Annotated in this window: 18 protein-coding genes; 7 read left to right on the top strand and 11 right to left on the bottom strand. The window is 47.7% G+C overall.

Annotated elements, in window-relative coordinates:
• Window positions 1–30: 30 nt before the first annotated feature.
• The 4 genes from ABIE27_RS25430 to ABIE27_RS25445 form a co-directional block, all read right to left on the bottom strand.
• Window positions 31–231, bottom strand: a complete 201-nt coding sequence (locus tag ABIE27_RS25430; protein WP_090918799.1) for a copper ion binding protein — start codon at window positions 229–231, stop codon at window positions 31–33.
• Between the two features lie 69 nt (window positions 232–300).
• Entirely contained in the window at window positions 301–687 is a 387-nt protein-coding gene (locus tag ABIE27_RS25435; RefSeq protein WP_123065532.1) for a metal-sensitive transcriptional regulator, read from the bottom strand.
• Between the two features lie 139 nt (window positions 688–826).
• On the bottom strand, window positions 827–1,312 hold the full coding sequence (locus tag ABIE27_RS25440) for a GNAT family N-acetyltransferase (protein ID WP_123065531.1): 486 nt from the start codon (window positions 1,310–1,312) through the stop codon (window positions 827–829).
• Between the two features lie 94 nt (window positions 1,313–1,406).
• Window positions 1,407–1,595, bottom strand: a complete 189-nt coding sequence (locus tag ABIE27_RS25445; protein ID WP_123065530.1) for a hypothetical protein — start codon at window positions 1,593–1,595, stop codon at window positions 1,407–1,409.
• A gap of 223 nt (window positions 1,596–1,818) precedes the next feature.
• Here ABIE27_RS25445 and ABIE27_RS25450 point away from each other — a divergent pair, with 223 nt between their 5' ends.
• Window positions 1,819–2,697 carry a hypothetical protein gene (locus ABIE27_RS25450; RefSeq protein WP_429351835.1) on the top strand — a complete coding sequence of 293 codons (879 nt, stop codon included), beginning with the start codon at window positions 1,819–1,821 and terminating at the stop codon, window positions 2,695–2,697.
• A 104-nt stretch (window positions 2,698–2,801) separates the two neighbouring features.
• On the opposite strand, the gene ABIE27_RS25455 is transcribed toward ABIE27_RS25450, so the two are convergent.
• From ABIE27_RS25455 to ABIE27_RS25480, 6 genes are all read right to left on the bottom strand, one after another.
• Window positions 2,802–3,554: a nucleoside phosphorylase gene (locus tag ABIE27_RS25455; protein ID WP_123065528.1), complete on the bottom strand. Its 753-nt coding sequence runs from the start codon at window positions 3,552–3,554 to the stop codon at window positions 2,802–2,804.
• Between the two features lies 1 nt (window position 3,555).
• The gene (locus tag ABIE27_RS25460; RefSeq protein WP_123065527.1) at window positions 3,556–4,227 is read right to left on the bottom strand and encodes a sulfite oxidase-like oxidoreductase; all 672 of its coding nucleotides are present in this window, start codon (window positions 4,225–4,227) and stop codon (window positions 3,556–3,558) included.
• Between the two features lie 92 nt (window positions 4,228–4,319).
• Window positions 4,320–5,243 (bottom strand): ABC transporter permease, encoded by a 924-nt coding sequence (locus ABIE27_RS25465; protein ID WP_123065526.1) that lies wholly within the window; start codon window positions 5,241–5,243, stop codon window positions 4,320–4,322.
• The gene (locus ABIE27_RS25470) at window positions 5,227–6,294 is read right to left on the bottom strand and encodes an ABC transporter permease (protein ID WP_429351836.1); all 1,068 of its coding nucleotides are present in this window, start codon (window positions 6,292–6,294) and stop codon (window positions 5,227–5,229) included. Before ABIE27_RS25470 ends, ABIE27_RS25465 begins: the two co-directional genes overlap by 17 nt.
• Window positions 6,291–7,790 (bottom strand): ABC transporter ATP-binding protein, encoded by a 1,500-nt coding sequence (locus tag ABIE27_RS25475; protein ID WP_123065524.1) that lies wholly within the window; start codon window positions 7,788–7,790, stop codon window positions 6,291–6,293. The genes ABIE27_RS25470 and ABIE27_RS25475 overlap by 4 nt, the downstream gene beginning before the upstream one ends.
• A 393-nt stretch (window positions 7,791–8,183) precedes the next feature.
• Window positions 8,184–9,215: a BMP family lipoprotein gene (locus ABIE27_RS25480; protein ID WP_123065523.1), complete on the bottom strand. Its 1,032-nt coding sequence runs from the start codon at window positions 9,213–9,215 to the stop codon at window positions 8,184–8,186.
• A 277-nt stretch (window positions 9,216–9,492) separates the two neighbouring features.
• Here ABIE27_RS25480 and ABIE27_RS25485 point away from each other — a divergent pair, with 277 nt between their 5' ends.
• The 3 genes from ABIE27_RS25485 to ABIE27_RS25495 all read left to right on the top strand — a co-directional run bounded on the left by ABIE27_RS25485 (window position 9,493) and on the right by ABIE27_RS25495 (window position 13,971).
• Window positions 9,493–10,920, top strand: a complete 1,428-nt coding sequence (locus ABIE27_RS25485; RefSeq protein WP_429351837.1) for a hypothetical protein — start codon at window positions 9,493–9,495, stop codon at window positions 10,918–10,920.
• 244 nt (window positions 10,921–11,164) lie between these two features.
• Complete coding sequence (locus ABIE27_RS25490) at window positions 11,165–11,758, top strand: DUF5317 domain-containing protein (RefSeq protein ID WP_429351838.1); 594 nt, start codon at window positions 11,165–11,167, stop codon at window positions 11,756–11,758.
• Window positions 11,759–12,138: 380 nt separating this feature from the next.
• Window positions 12,139–13,971, top strand: coding sequence for a bifunctional diguanylate cyclase/phosphohydrolase (locus ABIE27_RS25495; protein WP_429351839.1), 1,833 nt, complete (start codon window positions 12,139–12,141; stop codon window positions 13,969–13,971).
• A 110-nt stretch (window positions 13,972–14,081) separates the two neighbouring features.
• Here ABIE27_RS25495 and ABIE27_RS25500 read toward each other — a convergent pair whose 3' ends face one another.
• A complete protein-coding gene (locus tag ABIE27_RS25500) occupies window positions 14,082–14,270 on the bottom strand; it encodes a hypothetical protein (RefSeq protein WP_123065519.1) in 189 nt (62 codons plus the stop codon).
• A 354-nt stretch (window positions 14,271–14,624) separates the two neighbouring features.
• Here ABIE27_RS25500 and ABIE27_RS25505 point away from each other — a divergent pair, with 354 nt between their 5' ends.
• From ABIE27_RS25505 to ABIE27_RS25515, 3 genes are all read left to right on the top strand, one after another.
• Window positions 14,625–15,455 carry a sensor histidine kinase gene (locus tag ABIE27_RS25505; RefSeq protein ID WP_429351840.1) on the top strand — a complete coding sequence of 277 codons (831 nt, stop codon included), beginning with the start codon at window positions 14,625–14,627 and terminating at the stop codon, window positions 15,453–15,455.
• A complete protein-coding gene (locus ABIE27_RS25510; protein WP_090918831.1) occupies window positions 15,455–16,111 on the top strand; it encodes a response regulator in 657 nt (218 codons plus the stop codon). Before ABIE27_RS25505 ends, ABIE27_RS25510 begins: the two co-directional genes overlap by 1 nt.
• A gap of 254 nt (window positions 16,112–16,365) precedes the next feature.
• Complete coding sequence (locus ABIE27_RS25515; RefSeq protein ID WP_429351841.1) at window positions 16,366–18,081, top strand: copper resistance protein CopC; 1,716 nt, start codon at window positions 16,366–16,368, stop codon at window positions 18,079–18,081.

Below are 18,081 nucleotides of genomic sequence, written 5' to 3' on the forward strand. Positions count from 1 at the left end.
CATTTGTTAATGAACAATGCCTCGGATCAATTAAACGACGTCGTATCCTTGATCTTCGATTGCGGCTTTGATCTGATCCACGGTAACAGCCTGCTCATTATATTCTACAGCTACCGTACCGGCTGCCAGATCCACCTGACCATTTGCTCCTGCATTTTTCACCGCTTCTTCAACGGACTTTACACAGTGATTGCAAGACATTCCTTTGACATTCAACGTAACATTAGACATGTTCTATTCCTCCTTAGTTAAATATGTTCGTAAATGGGTATGTCTTTACCAGGTCTTATCCTTGTCGTACTACTTCATCAACTTTCTAACAGTAACCAGTAATTCATCCACGACTTCGTGTTCGCCCGCCTGAATACGTTCCACAATACAGCTCTTCATATGTCCTTCCAGCAAAAGCTTGCCTACCGAATTAAGCGCGGACTGTGCTGCAGCGATCTGGGTTAACACATCATCACAGTATGTGTCCTTATCAATCAGCCCTTTGATGCCGCGAATCTGGCCTTCCACCCGGTTCAACCTGGAGATGAGATTGCCCTTCATCTCCTGGGAATGGTGGCTTTTACGGACAGTTTTGCCGTCCTTATCTAAGTTCAAAGCATGGCATGAATCCGCTTGTTGCTCGGACTGCTGTTCCGCAGTCTGTACAGACTCTTCGGGATGGCTGTGATCTTCCATCATAACACCCCTTTTCTTACGTTCTTCTTCCAGATTAACATACCCCCATGGGGTATTCAAGGGTTTATTTTCTTTTATTATCGAACGTTTTGTGTATGTAGTCTTGATGAACAGACTTATTTCACTACTCGGCTTACAATTACAATGGGAACTCCATTCTGCTGCTACGCACCCTTAGCCCCATCTGTTCATAAAAAGCCTGTGCATGCGAGTTGAATGTAGAAACCGTTAATTCTATGTGGTCTGCCTGAAGCTCTCTCCCCAGATCCAGCATGGTCTGCATTAACCGTTTACCTGTTCCATGTCCTTGGTGGCTTGAATCCACCACAAGTTCGTGAATGTATAACATCCTGCGATCCGCAAAAAGCGAATGATCCTGAATGGCGCTCAGCTGTGCGCTGCTAAAGCCTACAATCTTCCCAGCCTCTACATGTTCCGCTACATAGAGGTAACGGTCATCCTTCGCAAGCCAATCGGCATATTCCTTTTCCCCAAGCCTTGGGTGCAGAGGTTTGTAAATGTCCGGTCTTGCCTGTACATGTAACTCATGTAATTGATCCAATAACGTGGCTACACCAGGATAGTCAGCAAGCTGTGCATCTCGGATCTGTATGTTATTTTTCATATTTCTCCCCTCCACTCTTCCTTATGCTGTATTTACAACATTATACAAGGACGAAAAAGCAGATACCATACGGTATCCGCTCTGTCGATCAATCCTATTTTTTAGAGGATGTATTGATTTCTTCGTTAAAAGCAACCGGAGATGGTTTAGCTGCCCAATCATCCGCCTGTGGCTCAATGTCCACGCCATTCAAGATCTTCTTTTTCTCCATCAAGGAGTCGCCATCTTCATCCAGTTTATTGCGGAGTTTTGCTTCATCCTGAGGTTGATTGTTCTGTGTCATCGTGTAAGTCCTCCTTTTGTAATCTCATGTTGGATTCTGTTCCTGTATATAATTACCCAATGATTTCAAAATCATTCGAAGTTGATCCATGCAAACCGATGACTCTTCTCATTCGAGGTAAAACACTTTTTCTAAAATTAGTATGGATAAGTGTCACAAAAGCGCCACCTCAACCAGTTATATAAGTAGATAGACTAATTATTTGACTTGGAGGTATCTTATCGTGAAACCCATGTATAAAGTAATCAACTCCATTGCTCTGGCAGGAATGATCGGCACAATGTCCATTGCTTCTTATCCCACTCCAGCGAGCGCTGCCAAAACCAAAGCTGAAGTATCCACGACAGCTGACACTGCATCAACAAAATCAAATAAAAACACAAAGGCGTCAGCTGCGGTTGTTAAAAAAGTAGAACAAACACTCAAAAAACTGACCAAAAAAGCGTACAAGCTCGATAAAGGCAGTTATATTGACGACTACGGCTGGGATTTCAACATCCTTGGCACACCTTTCCCAAGCCAACTGCTGGTGGACTTGAAGGGGAATATTCAATCCGGACATATACAAGAAGAACATATCACCTTTTACATTGAAAACAACAAAATAAGCTACACTCAACAGAACATAGACATGAATGACGTTGCCGAACAAGACATTCAAGCAGCCGAAGAAGTGTTCAGCAAACTAGATTTACCATCGGGAGAACTGGATGGTGCTGTGTTACAGCACAAAGGAAAGAAACAAATCATTGAATTGATGTACACGAACGATAAGTACGGAACCTGGATTGGGGTAGACAAAGCCACGCATATAGTTGTTGCGGTTAATGCCAGGGCTCTGGCAGATGATTATTTTAACAAAGGACAGGAAGCTGTTGATGAGTATCATAAAAAAATAAAGGCTATCACGGCAAGACAATTACAGGATAGCGGTGTGGCACAAGCCGAGCTGCTGTTCGGAATAGATCTGAATGGTCATATGGTGGAAAAAAAAGCATTCCCTTCTGATCTTGCCTTGTTTACGAAAAAAGGAGCTCCTACCGTGGAGGGCCGCTTCAACTCCGATGGGTCTTTCTACTCCATGCATATTGTCTATAAATAACTGTGACGATCCTCTCTTTTAAAACGACAACATAAAATGGCGTCCCTGGTGGTCAAGTTATGACCTTTCGGGACGCCATTTTGTGTACTCTATTCCATTATTGCCTATGCCTGATCCTGGCGAGCAAGGGCAGCGAGCGCACGAAGCGCAGCTTCGATCTCGTGCTCTACTGCCTTAGCGACCGCATCGGTATGCGGATCATACTCAGCCGCAAGATCACTGTCTGCGAAGCCGTCAATGGCCACAATGGCTCCAGCTCGCGCACCACGCAACGTACTGACGATATAGAGCGCAGCGATCTCCATCTCGGCGGCAAGCGCTCCAGCCTGTTTGTATTTACGGTGAGGAATCTCTTCTACCCCTGTGAAAAAGGCATCCAAAGTTACCGTGATACCCACGCCAACTTTGGCAACCTCACTTATGCCACGATCTGTCTGCCGTGCAGCAGCAACCAATGCGCTGGTTACATCAATATCGGCTACCGCAGGGAAACCATCGGGTACTAGCTGACGCGTCAGTCCATCGGAGCGTACAGCCGCAGTGCTGACAATAACGCTGCCTGCTGGATAATCGGCTGTATATGAGCCTGCTGTGCCTACTCGAATCAGGGTTTTCACTCCTGCGCGAATCAGTTCCTCGAAGCACACCGCTGCGCCCGGTGAACCTACGCCATGACTGACCACCGCCATCTGAACCCCTTCATACTCTCCTACAAATGTGCGATATTCGCGGCTGAACGCCAGCTCTCTGGCATTCTCCAGCTTGCGGGAAATTTTCTCCGCACGAGCCGGGTCGCCACACACGATAGCATAAGCTGGCATATCTTCCGAATGAATCTGCAATATCGGCATCAACATATTAATCAAACTCCTTTTTCGTCCACTCATCCTCAGGAATCGGCAGATCTTCACCCGAGAAGCGTTGCTCCTTAAACGGATCGGCAAAATGGTGGAAGCCATTGCTTTCCCAGAAGCCGTTGCGATCCTCTGTCATAAACTCCAGTCCACGCACCCACTTTGCACTCTTCCAGAAATACAGCTGTGGCACAACCAGTCGCAATGGGAACCCATGCTTCGGCGTGAGCGGCTCACCATTATATTTAAACGCAAGCAATACATCATCATGCATCAGTTCTTCAAGTGGCACATTGGTCTCGTAATCATGGTCCGCGTGAATCATGACGTACTTCGCTTCTGGTTTAACCCCGAGCAGCTTCATGAATTCGGAGAAGCGAATACCCTCCCAAGGTGTGTCAAATTTCGACCAGCGCGTAACACAGTGAATATCACTAACCATGTTCACCTGCGGCATCGCCTGAAGCTCAGCCAGAGAGAACACCTTCTCTTCTTCGACTTCACCAAAAACCTTCAAATCCCAAGTGGAAAGGTCATACTCCGGCACCTCCCCTTCATGCAAAATCGGGAATTTCTCCGTCAGCACCTGACCTGGCGGCAACCGATCTCCGTAATCGGCACCAGCTTTCGGTAGTGGTGTTTTGGTTTTTTTCAAACGCTCAGCTTTGTTATGCACGTCCCTGATTCCTCCTTTGTTCACGATGTCACTATGCAACTGAAACCGTTACTCACATATCTATCCTATCATAGCTAGGGTTCACAACAGGATTAACGTGAGCTTCCGCCCGCTTTCAATGCATCCTGTGCATACGTCCGGTCTTTGAAAAAGAACATCGCCACCAGTGTTACAATATACGGCAACATCATGGTGAAATGGGTTGGCAGAGAGAAGCCTTGCAGACGAATACTAAGTGCTTCCATGAATCCAAACAACACGCTAGACCCCATCACCCCAAGCGGGTTGGCTTGTCCAAGCATCGTAGCAACCAAAGCGATGAAGCCCCGACCTGCGGTCATGCCTTCGGTAAACATCGTCACCTGACCAAGCGACAGCTGCGCTCCAGCCAGTGCACACAGTACACCGCACATCAGTACAGCACCATACTGAATGCCGCGTACCTTGATGCCGATGCTCTGTGCTGCAATCGGATTCTCACCCACGGAACGCAGACGGAAGCCGGATACACTTTTAAATAGATAGAACTGTAGAGCAATGACAATAATAATGCCGAGATATACGAGCGGACTATGGCCTGAGAACACCGTGCCCACCCAAGGAATATCCTTGATCAGCGGAATGTCCCATTTCGGGAGTCCCACCATATCCTTATCGTAGTATGCACCTTTTACATCGAAGATCGCCCGCAGGGCAAAGGTCGTGAGTCCCGCCGCCAGAAAGTTCAACGATATACCGACGACAATGGCATTAGCCTTTAGATTAATACTTATAAATGCAAATAGCGCCGAGAACAGCATCACGATAATAATGGAAAACAGCACTGCCAAGAGTACGTTACCGAATAGGTAGTTGCCCACAATCGCGGAGAATGCCCCGATCAGCACCAGTCCTTCCAAACCCACGTTAAACAGACCTACGCGCGAACATAAGGCCCCACCAAGTGCTGCGAGCAGAATCGGCGTCATAATCCGCAAGGTTGAGCCAAACATGGCTGCATCAAACAGTTGTTGCATTGGACTTTTTCTCCTTTCTCCGCTTCAGGAAGGAATAACCGATCTGTGCCGAGACAAACAGTGTCAACACTGCCTGAATTACACTGCCAACTTCCAGAGGGACATCCGTGTTGCGCTCCATGCCCATTGCACCTGTCTGTAATGCCGCGAGCAGAATGGCCGCTACAGCTGTGCCCAGTGGATGTGAGCGTGCAAGCAGTGTAGCCATGATGCCACTCCACGCATAACTAGCCGAGGATAGCGAGCCATCCAGGAAGCGGTACTGTGTACCGAGCACTTCGCCAGCACCAGCAAGACCCGCAAGCCCACCACTGATCACCATGGACAGCATCATCATACGAATTCGGCGAACACCCCCATAAGCCGCAAAAGACGGATTGCTGCCCAGCATACGAATTTCATAACCCGTTACCGTTTTGTGCGTAAACCAGTAGATCAGCATCGCCGCTACAATCGCTATAATGAAGCCTGCGTGCAGTCCCATGCCCTGAAACAGCTTCGGTAGCCAGATACTCTGATCAATCATTGGTGTCTGCGCCATCGCTGCCGATCCCGTTCGATCTTTAAATGGATACGAAACCATGTAACCGCCAAAATACGTCGCAATATAGTTAAGCAGTAGTGTGGTAATCAAAAGGTTCATCCCAAAGCGTGCATCCAGCCAGCCTGCAAAAAGGGACCACACCCCGCCGGCGATAATTCCCGCCAGAATGGCAGCAATACATACGAACCAGCCCGGCCCTGGCAGATAAAGAGCTGTGAGCGCCGCACTGAGTCCGCCCAGAATCATCTGACCTTCCGCACCCATATTGAAAAATCCGGCACGGAATGCCAGTGCCACACCGAGTCCCGCCAAAATAATCGGTGTGGCACGAGCCAATGTATTGGTGAAGAAGTAGAAGTTGCCGAAGGCACCCTTCCACATCTCGGCATACGTATCCACGACATTGCCGCCAACGACCAGAATGGCGATCGCCCCGGCGAGTAAGCCGATCAATACGGCAAGCAGCGGCTGTACAAGTCCGCGAAGTGTTTCTTTTAACCGATTCATACCCGCTCTTTCCCTCCTGCCATCAACAAGCTGATCTGTTCTTCTGTCGCTTCCGCTGCCGGAAGTTCTCCGGCAATCTCGCCTTCATACATCACAATAATGCGATCCGATAATTGCAAAATTTCTGACAACTCGGATGAGATCAGCAAGATACCTGCTCCCTCATTCCGTTTGCGCAACAATTCCGCATGGATGGTCTCCATCGCACCGATATCCACCCCACGTGTAGGCTCTGCTGCGATCAGGAACGGTGTATCCTGCGCAAATTCACGTGCTGCAATCAGCTTCTGCAGATTACCACCTGATAGAAATTGGGCTTTCGTTTCCGCCGAGCCTGTCTTGATGCTAAACTGCTTGATCCAGCTCTCCACCATTGCTTTGGCTGCTCTGGCTTTGATCATGCCCCGCTTCTGCATACGATGATGGTGCCCCATCAGTCCGTTCTCCTTCACACTGGCATCCTTCGCTGCTCCCCACATGTAACGGTCTTCCGGAATATGCGCCAGTCCATGCTCACGAATGCGGCGTACCGGCCAGTTGGTCGTGTCCTGCCCGGATAAGAGCACGCGTCCTCCATCCGGCTTCCGCAGCCCGGCAATCACTTGAATCAATTCGGATTGACCGTTGCCGGAAATACCCGCAATCCCGACGACTTCACCTTTTCGGACTTGCATATGAATGTCTTTGAGGGCAGACCGATCTTTAGCTCCCGAGAGATGAATGCCTTCCACCTGGAGCACCGCTTCACCCGGAACAGATGACGGTTTATCCATACGCACCAGTTCACGTCCCACCATCAGGCGAGACAGTTCCTCTACATTAGTATCCTTTGCTTCCAATATACCTGTGACTTGTCCATCCCGCAGTACGGTGATTCGATCCGCGACATCCATCACCTCTTGCAGCTTGTGTGTGATGATGACAAAGGTTTTGCCTAGCTTCGCGAGCGATTTCATATTCGCCAGCAGTTCTTTCACTTCGAGCGGAGTTAGCACCGCAGAAGGTTCATCCAATATAATAATGTCCGCTCCCTGATGAAGCACTTTGAGAATTTCTACACGTTGCTGCATACCCAGAGGACATTCGGCAACTTTTTTCCACGGGTCGACCGGCATACCGTATTGTCTGCCCAATTCATGGACCTGAGCTGCCGCTTTTTTTCGATCAAATACCCCTGCCGCCGCAGGCTCACGTCCAATGACAATATTCTCCGCTACCGTAAAGGATGGAAACAGCATGAAATGCTGGTGCACCATGCCGATCCCGCTCGCCATAGCCTGGGATGGTGTTGCAAAGTTCACCTCGCGCCCACGGACTTTAATCGTGCCAGTTGTCGGCTGCTCCATCCCGTATAGCATACGCATTAGCGTCGTTTTCCCTGCTCCATTCTCCCCGACAAGAGCATGAATCTCCCCCTCGCGCAGATTAAAATGGATCTCCTTGTTCGCCGTGAAGTTGCCGTATTTCTTCGTAATTTGCTCCATCTCCAACAGCATATCTTGCGTTCGCTCCTCTCGGGTGATGTAAGTTCAACGTGAAATGGTTACACTGGACACTCCGATGACAGAACAACCTTTCGATCGCTGTTATCCCCGGATTTTTTTGAACTCCCTTTTATAAGGGGAAAATCCGGTGATAAGCGTATGCTTACCATGTAGCTTTCTTGCAGAAAGCTTTTAGGCAACCGCTCCGCTTCTCCAGGTTTCTTCTGTCCTATCCGTTATCGTGTAAACGTTACGTTCAACATATAAGGTCACTGTAAACAGTAGCAAAACCGGCTGCCTGGTTGGGCAGCCGGCTTACTAGATTGATTACACATCCATCAATTCATTGCTCTTCTTCATATGAAACTTTTCAGATCATTCTCAAGATATGATTTTCTAGGTCTACTATTGTTGCAATGGATCTTTCACTACAATTTTACCAGAGATGATATCATCTTTGATCGCTTTTACTTTGTCGATAACTTCTTGACCAACAAATGCATTCAGCGGAGACTCACTGTCACGCGTAACGTATGTCAGACCAACACCGTCTTCTTTCAGGCCGTAGTTCACTGCACCTGCTTTGAATGTACCTTCTGCAAAGTCCTTCACCGTTTCGTACGCAACCGTATCCGTAGATTTCAACTGGGAAAGTACGATATGCTCCGGATCTTCTACCGTACGGTCTGTATCTTGTCCAGAAGTATAGAAGCCTTTTTCTTTGGCTGCTTCGAACACACCAAGGTCACCTACAGCAGATGCCCCTGCGATAAAGTCAGCACCCTTACCGAATTGCACCAGTGCCAATTCTTTCGCTTTAGCCGGGTCATTGAAACCACCAACATAGTTCACCAGGAATTCTGCTTTTGGATTAACCGATTCCAGACCCGCTTTGAAACCTTCTGTATACTTCTTGATCAAAGGTACGTCCATTGCAGCGATCATGCCCACTTTGTCTGTTTTCGTGGAGAGTCCAGCGGCAGCACCCAGCAGGTACGCTCCTTCATACTCACGGAAACCAACACTGCGAACGTTAGGCAAATCTACAGTTGTGTCCACAATAGCAAATGATTTGTTTGGATTCTCGGCAGCGACCTTTTTCAGTGCATCTTCTGCCTGGAACGTTGCTGTAATAATCAGGTCGTAATTCTCAGCAACAGCTGCACGCAGGTTTTGCTCGAATGCTGCAGGGTCTGTTGATTCGATCGTTTTGGTATCCACCTTAAACTCTTTACCTGCTTTTTTGAAACCTTCATCCATTTGTACAAAGAAAGGGTTGACCCCTATTTTTTCAGGTAGTACTAATGCCATCCGCAGGGATTTTCCAGAATCGCCGCCTTGAGCGGATTGTTCGTCTTTAGTAGCTGAATTCCCACAAGCAGCCAGCAAAATAGCGACCATAACAATTGATAAGACGAACGATAAACCTCTTTTCATTTTGAAAATTCCCCTTTTCAATAATCTTTTTTTATATCCTATCGGATAATGTCGATCCTTGTCAATAAAACTTTCAGCGTATACACTCATATGGAAGATCATCGTAACAACACTGACTTCCAGACTCTGGAATCCGCATTACGGCTGGCTTTTTTTCGTTGACATTTGGCGCGACTCCGTGCTAAAGTCAATCCAATTATTCTATTCTGATAGGATTTGTCAGGATTATATTGCATTCACCTATCATTTTCAACCCTATTTTAAGGAGGCCTTTCATTTGAAAAAAATCACCCAGATCACGCTGGCGGCTCTGCTCGCCGCTCCGGTAACTCTCGGCAGTCTTAGTTTGCCCGCTTCTGCTTCTGCAGCATCCGCAACGCCAGTTGCTCCTAAAACGTTGAATGTGAGCTCCCCTGCAGTAAAAACACCAGCTGTCTACACAGAGAGTGCAGCAGATTTCGCTCAATTCCTGCAAGCCAAGTACAGCATCCAATTGCCACAGCAAGCATCCAAGGGTGATTTTATCAAAGCCATAGCAGCTATTACGGAAGCAAGTTCCGCTACCACTACAAGTACGGATGCCGCAAAGGCGCCTGCCTTCAGCGACCTGAAATCGGGTGACGATGCCTACGAGGCAGCTGTTGCTCTGTTCAATAACGGTGTTTTAACATCAACGGAGGTACGTGCGAATGATCAACTGAGCATTTACACAGCAGTATTCCTCGCAGTCAAAGCAGCTGGATTCAAAGAACTCGCTTACACCTACCCTGCGGACAAAACAGCGAAAGCCCTTGCCAAAGCGGGCATCAAGCCAAATCGTTTGCAAGGACAAGCTGGGCAAGAACTGGCTGCGGCCATTGATACAGGACTGGTTCCGGAGAGTCTGTATCCTATCCTGGTTAAGGGCGGCGCAGCAAGCAAGGATGCAGCGAACATACTGCTTGGACGTGTGTTGATCAGCCAAGGTAAATATAAAAATGAAATTGGACGCTCCAATGATGCAGATATCTACGCCAAGCTATATGCTGCATATCGCACAGCAGATCTGATTGAAGCTCCTGAACTCAGAAAAATTGTGGATCAGGCACTGCGGGAAGATCTGGTTACAGGGTACAACCTGAAAGACAGCCGTTTCGACTCCAACTTTATCGATGAACTGACGTTAACTTATGGTCATGACAGCATTAATCATGCAGTACAGCTGATTGGCCTGCTTCGCAGCGAAGGCATTGATGCCGATGTGCAATTCCAGCCGAAGACATCTGCTTTTATCTATTTGAAAGAGTGGGGCGAGCCGAAGGAAACACCAGACTACAAAGTTACACAGATTGAGAATGGCAACTATATCGCTTATGCGAAGGAATATGACATTCAGTTTGAATTTAACAATACGGCTGACAAAGCCCGTTTCAACGACATCGTTCTGAAATTTGCCAAAAAGAACAGCAACAGTCAATCTCCACTGATTATCAACTCTTGGTGGCAGCCGCTGTATTATTCGCCAACCGCACTGGCTAACTTCCCAGTGATTACGAACAATAAAATTACACTTGGTCATTATTATGCCCAATCTTTCTCGCTGAAAGAAAATGCCAAGGCTATTCAGGAAGGATTCCGCAATCTCGCTCCTGAAGCCAATATCACCTCATACAACTTCTGGGTGGATCAGCCTTTCTTTAATTACTTGAATGGCGGTTCGGAGTAAATATCGTTTAGATAACCACTTGACTGAAATGATCATTTTTTAGCAAAATATAAAGCCGTTTTCACCGATTCGGATTCAGGTTTCGACCTCTATTTTTCGGGAAGACGGCTTTTATGTATACAATTACAAAATTCTTCTTAAAAATCATTTTAACCATGCAGGAATTGCCAATATCAGGTCGAATTTCTTATGTACACAAACACGCAAGTATTGTTGCGCACATCCGCAAGAACAGGGGTTAATCATGGTATACGACGGTATTCTGATCGGCTTGATTGTTGGTCTGTTCAGGGGTGGAGTCCGTTATGGGCTCAACCAGTTTGCAACACTCCAGCTGCGCGGCGGCTGGATCTTTCCGCTGCTGTTACTTTTCCAGTTTGGCATTTTCTATATGCAGGAGCGGTTGAGCTGGGTAGCATCCATTAATGGTTATCTGTTTGCCGCTGTGTATATTACCGGCCTCATCTTTTTATGGCTCAACAGACATCATCGGGGTTTCACGCTGATCTGGATCGGGGTGCTTCTCAACTTCATCGTGATGGCTTTTAATGGTGGTCGCATGCCCGTTTCGGTGGAAGCCTCTGCTGTGCTCGGTCCTTATTATGTCGATCTGCTTCGGGAAGGCGGCGCTGTATCCAAGCATTATATGATGGACGCGTCTACTCACCTCTCTTTTCTCGGTGACATCATCCCGCTATCGAGTCCTTATCCGCGTACACAGGTCATCAGCATTGGTGATGTCGTGATGAATGTTGGCATATTCCTGTTTATCCAGTACATGATGGTGAATCGGGGCAAAGAAGATGTATCGTCCGCAGAAACATACCAAACCCAGTGAGAATAGGGTAAGCATCGGACCAGACTCCAAGGAAGGGAGGTCTTTTCCATGAAGAAATTCGAGGGTATCAAATATTCCCGCATTGTCATCAACGCCATCATCGTAGCGTCTGTCGTTGTAGCACTTACTTCGGGATACAAGCTCGGCGGTTAGGTTCTGCCGCCACACCAGACAAACAGGCTGCGAGCGGCCTGTTTTTTCTTGCTGGATTTTTGCAAGCGATCTTGTTATGTTAAAAAAAATATAGTATATACCTATACAAGAATAACCAATATAAATGCATCGAGCAGGAGTCTGTTATCTTCAAAAAAGACGTGATACTGCATCGTTGGTTTATACTTAACATCACGAGTTGACTAAATCCAAGCAGGAGATTTTCTATGAACTTTATTCGTAACCTTATCCGCAAAGCAGATCGAAGCATGATGTATGTTTTATTGCTTAGCTGCACCGGGATTGGCGTTTTTATCTATATGAACCAGTGGTCTTATATACATCTGACTACAACCGATTGGGTCATGGTTTACACCATGCTGGGAGCCGCGCTCATCCTCGACTATTTTACATTCCAGATTCCCCCGAAGGGTAACCAGCAATCGATGGACTCCTCTGTGTATCTGGCCTGCATATTTATGTTTGGCGGGGCATTCAGCCTCTCGGTGTTGTTGCCCATTTCTATCATTCTATTAATTAAAGACCGCAAGCTTACCTGGTGGAAACATGTCGTCAATTTCAGTATCTATAGTCTCATGATTACCGGGGCTGCTACTGTGTTCGAATGGACAGGTGGTCAGACCGGTGCAATTGATAGCTATAACCTGATTCCTTATGTTGCAGCCCTGGCTGCCTATTTCATTATTAATACCATTACGCTAGGATTGTTCTTTCATTTCTCAACCAAAGATGCATTGCAACAGATGAAACGGGCATTCGTAACCGAATCCCTTCTGGTCTATCTCTGTACGCTTATTTTGGCGCTTGTGCTCACCATTCTGGTTGTACATAACGGTGTGCTCGGTCTATTTTTGTATCTCAGTCTCAGCATCTTGTTGTCCCATGCGTTCAAACAGCTGTTCATCATGTACCAGTCCATCGAAGAGAAGGCGAATTCGGATCAGCGTACAGGATTGTTCAACCATAGCTATTTCGAAAGCATGCTGGAAACTGAGCTAAACAAAGCTCGAACGCAAGGAACGCCCCTCTGTCTAGGATTGCTTGATATTGATGATTTCAAAAAATATAACGATCAGTTTGGTCACCTTCAAGGCGATAGCCTGCTGGCATTGCTCGGGGATTTTCTCATCCGGAAGACGGAAGGCACATCGGTTACCGCTTTTCGATATGGTGGAGAAGAATTCACGTTGCTGATGCCAGGCATGGAACTCGATGAGGCCTACAGATTTATGAACAAGTTACGTAAACAGCTGAATGATACCCCTTTTGAAGGTGTCGAGGTATTACCGCATGGCTGTCTCTCTTTCTCTGCCGGAATTGCTGCATACCAAGTGGATATGTATAACAAGTCTCAACTGGTGGATCAGGCAGACAAAGCGCTTTACTATGCCAAAAAGCAGGGCAAAAACAATGTGCACCGCCATGGCAGCAATGACGGTATGGAGCACGAGATCGATCTGGTTCAAGACGTCCGCGACATTGAGCAGCAGCTGAACCTGTTTCAATACAAGGATATGGATACGTTCAAACATTCCAAACGGGTCTATAAATACGCGCTCGATATTAGCGAAGTGCTCAGACTAGACAATGCAGAAAAGCGGCGTTTCGTGCTTGGGGCGCTGATTCACGATATTGGCAAGCTGGAGATTCCCTGGTCCATATTGAACAAAAGAGACAAGCTGACATGTGAGGAATGGGATACCATCAAGGGTCATGTGACTTGGGGCAAAAAAATGGTGATGACGAACGATCGCTTCGCCGATCTGATTCCGTATATTGAATTGCATCATGAGCGCTATGACGGGCATGGTTATCCCTACGGTTTAAAGGGTCATGAAATTCCGAAGCTGTGCCGGATGCTGACCGTGATCGATTCTTTTGATGCCATGACCACCGAGAGACCCTATCAGAAAACCAAAAACGTGGATGAGGCTATAGAGGAGTTACGGGCATGCTCAGGTACGCAATTTGATCCGGAACTGGCGGAGTTGTTCATTCGGTATATCGAAAAACGAGCGGCTCATCAACTATTGCAGTAGTCTGATATGTGAATAAACACCAAAGCGCTACCCCATGAGGGATAGCGCCATTTTCATTTTCATCGTGATGTGAAGCGTGATTTGATGCATCGGATGCATCAGGGGCATGTTCAGTCTTGTGAAGACTCTTCGTTACTCATCGTATTCAGTTCATGTGAAGTCTGATGTAACTCTTTGATCATCTGCTGCAAAAACATGTTGTCTTGGCGACTGATCCCGTGCTGATTGTCTTGAATAAGCATCTGGTGAATGTTTTTCTTGAGCAATTCACTGCGACGTTCCAATACTTCTTGACTCATGTTGCTGCGTCACTCCTTAACATGTTTTGTAATGATTTTGCGTTCTATATAAGTATAGATGACCTTACTCCATAGCGAAAACGGGCAGAGCCCTCCTGAGCAGAGTACATCAACCCTCACCTAGCATGACAGCATTTCACCCCTTCGTGTTCTTAGATATCCTTCTAAATACTCCATGATGCTCCCCCGTTTCTTGTAAACAGCCCGGACTAGGGTCTTGGACAAGGTTGCGTTATAATGATCCCATTACCCTCTTTCCATTCATAAGTTGAAGGAAGGATTCTACACGAACAATTGTGTGAATAAATGGTTCAACTCATTAAGATCATCTATTCTCAAAGGAGTTATGTATATATGTCCTACAAACAGATTAAATGGATGATCCTGCTGATTCCCACCATCACCGTGGGGCTCTGGGAATATATTCGCCACCAGTTTCTGATGCCGTATCTATCGATGGATGCCGGAAACTGGTTGACACCTGTGATCGTTTATCTTGTCAGTGTGACACTGCTTAGCCGTTTGTTCCTCATGTTAGAAGGGGCGCGAGCTGCCCTCGAACAAGAGCGAGCATCCAAAACCGCGCTTGAAGCGCGTGACCAGCTTGCTCGGGAACTGCATGACGGCATTTCACAATCGCTATTCCTGCTATCGGTAAAGACAGACAAAGCAGGGCGCAGTCTTGCAGGTACCAGCCATGAGCAGGACCTGCGCGAAATTCAAAAAACGGTGCACGAGGTCAATACATATGTAAGGCAAGCCATTGCCCAATTGCGTTATGTACCTTCACCCACTGCTGATCCCGAAGCGGTTGCTTTGCAGGCTCAGGTCGAATCCATCGTGAGTGATACCGTTCCGGAAGCAGATGTAGAATGGAATCTGACCGAAGTTTCCTTCTCAGCTAAAGAACAGGTAGAACTGCTTGCTTGTATTCGGGAAGCACTGCTTAACGTGCGCAAACATGCCCAAGCCACCAAGGTGGCAGTATACGCTGAAGGCAATCCCTCTCTCTGGTCTGTTCATATCCGTGACAATGGTATTGGAATTCAGGGTGACCCGATGCAGTTCAAGGATCGGTACGGTTTACGAATCACAAAAGAACGAGCCGAGCAGATGGGATGGACATTCCAGCTTGATTCGGCACCAGGTGATACACAAATGATCATTGGAAAGGGGCAGACTTGATGGAACTGGTACGTGTACTGGTCGTGGACGATCATGCGCATGCGCGCGAGGCGATATGCACCATTTTATCCGAGGATAGCCTGTTTGAAGTCATTGGTACAGCCAAAAATGGGCAGGAAGCGATTGAACTAACCGAACACTGGATGCCCGACCTGATTCTGATGGATGTACAGATGCCCGATATGGATGGACTCGAAGCAACAAGGCAGATTAAACTCCGTTTCCCATACGTCATGATTGTAATGGTCACCGTATCGGATGATGTCACTTACCTCTTTGAAGCATTGAAACAAGGAGCTCAAGGTTATCTGCGCAAAAATTTGTCTCCTTCTACTTGGCTGGAATACCTTCGCGCCATTGTTAGTGACGATGCACCGCTCAGCAAAGAGCTAGCGTACCGAATATTGCAGGAATTCCCCGCTCCTCGCAGTGAAGATGTACAGGAAAATCCGCTAACAGCCCGCGAACTGGAGATCCTGCAATGGGTATCTGCCGGGTATACCAATCGTGAAATTGCCGAGCAGCTGGGCATCTCGGATCAGACCGTTAAGAACCATCTGAAGAACATCCTGCAGAAGCTGCAGCTGGAGAACCGGGTGCAGCTCACTCGCTATGCATTAGAGAGTGGGCTCGCCGGCCGCAAGCCTCGCAAATAAAATAGGTTTCAGAGGGAATAGAATAGGGAATTTTATCACAAAACGATCCACTTCTGATATGCGCTATGTCATAGCACCGCATATGAACGTGCACTATTTCAAGCATTTGTCACAAATATGCAGTAATCCATGATTTTTTATAGCCCTATGTAGTCATACGCCTTCATTTTGGACAAAGTTATAATGGTATAGATTATGTGTGAACGATGAATTATGGATAATTGTAAATCTATAACCCAAGGGTGATGATTTTTTTGAGAGTAAGAAGCTTAGCCCTGCGTTGGAGCAAACGTCACTGGGCGCTACTCACCAGCCTGTTCCTGGTGTTCTTCCTTGTGATGCCGCAATGGGCATCTGCCCATGCTTATATTGTGAAGGCTTCTCCTGAAGAGAATGAACTGCTCGTTACCGCACCGCAGCGGCTGACGTTGGAGTTCAATGAAACACTGCAGACGGCCTTTTATGATATTAAAATTACCGGACCTGACGGAAATCAAGCGGACGATGGTAACGTCCAGATTGACTCAGAACGCCCGCACATTCTGGAAACGGGTCTGAAGCAAGGCCTTGCTGACGGGACATATCTCGTCAACTGGAAGGCCGTATCTGCCGATGGTCATCCAATCTCTGGAGCGTATGTGTTCCATATCGGCGAGCCTACCGGAGCACCTGCTGGATTGAAGGATCTGGCATCCGGTTCGGGTGCCACCGGCGGCCCATTGAAATGGATCGTGTCATTCACGGACTGGATTCAATATCTCGGTCTGTCCGTCATTCTGGGTACGCTCGCCTTCCTGCTGCTGCGAATTGCGCCAGCTTCACTGCTACGGGAACCGATGGAGGCACCGGGTAGCTACAAATTGCTATGGATCAGCTATGCTGCTGCTTCTTTTGCCGCATTAATAAGCCTTCCGCTGAACACACTCTATGAGTCAGGTGTCTCTCTCGACGAATTCAGTTGGGCCTTATTAGGCAGTGCGCTCAAACTGACCTCCTTCGGTCAGATCTGGATGCTGCAGATGCTGATTGCCATGCTGCTCGCCGTCACTCTTCTATCCGGCTATGATCTGGATCGATCCATACGTGTGCGCATCTGGTCGTCTTACGGATCATTGCTGCTTGCGCTAGGCTGGCTGCTTACCCATGCCATGACAGGACATCCTGCTGCTGCGGAGCAGCGTGTGTTAGCTGTCACGATGGACTTTGTACACCTGGTCGCTGCCGCATTCTGGATTGGGGCTCTCACCGCTATGGCGGTGTGCCTGCCACCGCTCACCGACCGATTACCCGCAAAACTGCGAGGTGAGGTCTACTGGGCTGCGTTAAGGAGATTTACCGCTTGGGGGATTGGTGCTGTAGCCGTTCTGGTCGCTACGGGGATCTACAGCAGTCTGGTCATCCTGCCCGATCCGCTGCTGAACTCCTTGTTCACGACAGCATACGGCCTGGTTCTGATCGGTAAAATCCTGTTGCTTATTGTGATGATTGGTTTCGCGCTGATTCATGCCAAACGGGCAAGAGCCGCTACGGGTAAGCAGCTGTCTCGCAGTTTAAAGGCTGAACTTGCTACAGGTGCCATCATTCTTGCGCTCGCGGCTGTATTGACTCATCTGTCCCCAGGTCAGCCAGCACCCGTCGGTCCTTATAAGGGCACACAGACAACAGAAGATGGCTCCGTGATAACACTTCAGGTAAGTCCAAACGCAGTGGGAGAAAATCAGTTCGAAGTCAGCATAAAGCGAGCAGATGGCAATATCGTCAAGGATCTCGAACAGGTGACGTTGTCCCTGATCCATCTGGATATGGATATGGGCATCTATGAAATCACCATTCCGAAGAACGATACGGGTATATATAAGGCAGAGGACTACATCTCTATGCCGGGCAAATGGAACATTAAAGTCCATGCCCTAACTCGGTCACTTGACGCCCTAGATGCCGAGTTCAAGATTGAGGCAGTAAAGCCGTAG

It is taken from the genome of Paenibacillus sp. 4624, assembly GCF_050435065.1.
GTDB classification, from domain to species: Bacteria; Bacillota; Bacilli; order Paenibacillales; family Paenibacillaceae; genus Paenibacillus; species Paenibacillus amylolyticus_D.

Excerpts from the sequence above, each read along its gene's own strand:
- ABIE27_RS25430 (WP_090918799.1), bottom strand. The coding sequence starts at position 231 with ATGTCTAATGTTACGTTGAATGTCAAAGGAATGTCTTGCAATCACTGT.
- ABIE27_RS25435 (WP_123065532.1), bottom strand. The coding sequence starts at position 687 with ATGGAAGATCACAGCCATCCCGAAGAGTCTGTACAGACTGCGGAACAG.
- ABIE27_RS25440 (WP_123065531.1), bottom strand. The coding sequence starts at position 1,312 with ATGAAAAATAACATACAGATCCGAGATGCACAGCTTGCTGACTATCCT.
- ABIE27_RS25445 (WP_123065530.1), bottom strand. The coding sequence starts at position 1,595 with ATGACACAGAACAATCAACCTCAGGATGAAGCAAAACTCCGCAATAAA.
- ABIE27_RS25455 (WP_123065528.1), bottom strand. The coding sequence starts at position 3,554 with ATGTTGATGCCGATATTGCAGATTCATTCGGAAGATATGCCAGCTTAT.
- ABIE27_RS25465 (WP_123065526.1), bottom strand. The coding sequence starts at position 5,243 with ATGCAACAACTGTTTGATGCAGCCATGTTTGGCTCAACCTTGCGGATT.
- ABIE27_RS25470 (WP_429351836.1), bottom strand. The coding sequence starts at position 6,294 with ATGAATCGGTTAAAAGAAACACTTCGCGGACTTGTACAGCCGCTGCTT.
- ABIE27_RS25475 (WP_123065524.1), bottom strand. The coding sequence starts at position 7,790 with ATGCTGTTGGAGATGGAGCAAATTACGAAGAAATACGGCAACTTCACG.
- ABIE27_RS25480 (WP_123065523.1), bottom strand. The coding sequence starts at position 9,215 with ATGAAAAGAGGTTTATCGTTCGTCTTATCAATTGTTATGGTCGCTATT.
- ABIE27_RS25490 (WP_429351838.1), top strand. The coding sequence starts at position 11,165 with ATGGTATACGACGGTATTCTGATCGGCTTGATTGTTGGTCTGTTCAGG.
- ABIE27_RS25495 (WP_429351839.1), top strand. The coding sequence starts at position 12,139 with ATGAACTTTATTCGTAACCTTATCCGCAAAGCAGATCGAAGCATGATG.
- ABIE27_RS25500 (WP_123065519.1), bottom strand. The coding sequence starts at position 14,270 with ATGAGTCAAGAAGTATTGGAACGTCGCAGTGAATTGCTCAAGAAAAAC.
- ABIE27_RS25505 (WP_429351840.1), top strand. The coding sequence starts at position 14,625 with ATGTCCTACAAACAGATTAAATGGATGATCCTGCTGATTCCCACCATC.
- ABIE27_RS25510 (WP_090918831.1), top strand. The coding sequence starts at position 15,455 with ATGGAACTGGTACGTGTACTGGTCGTGGACGATCATGCGCATGCGCGC.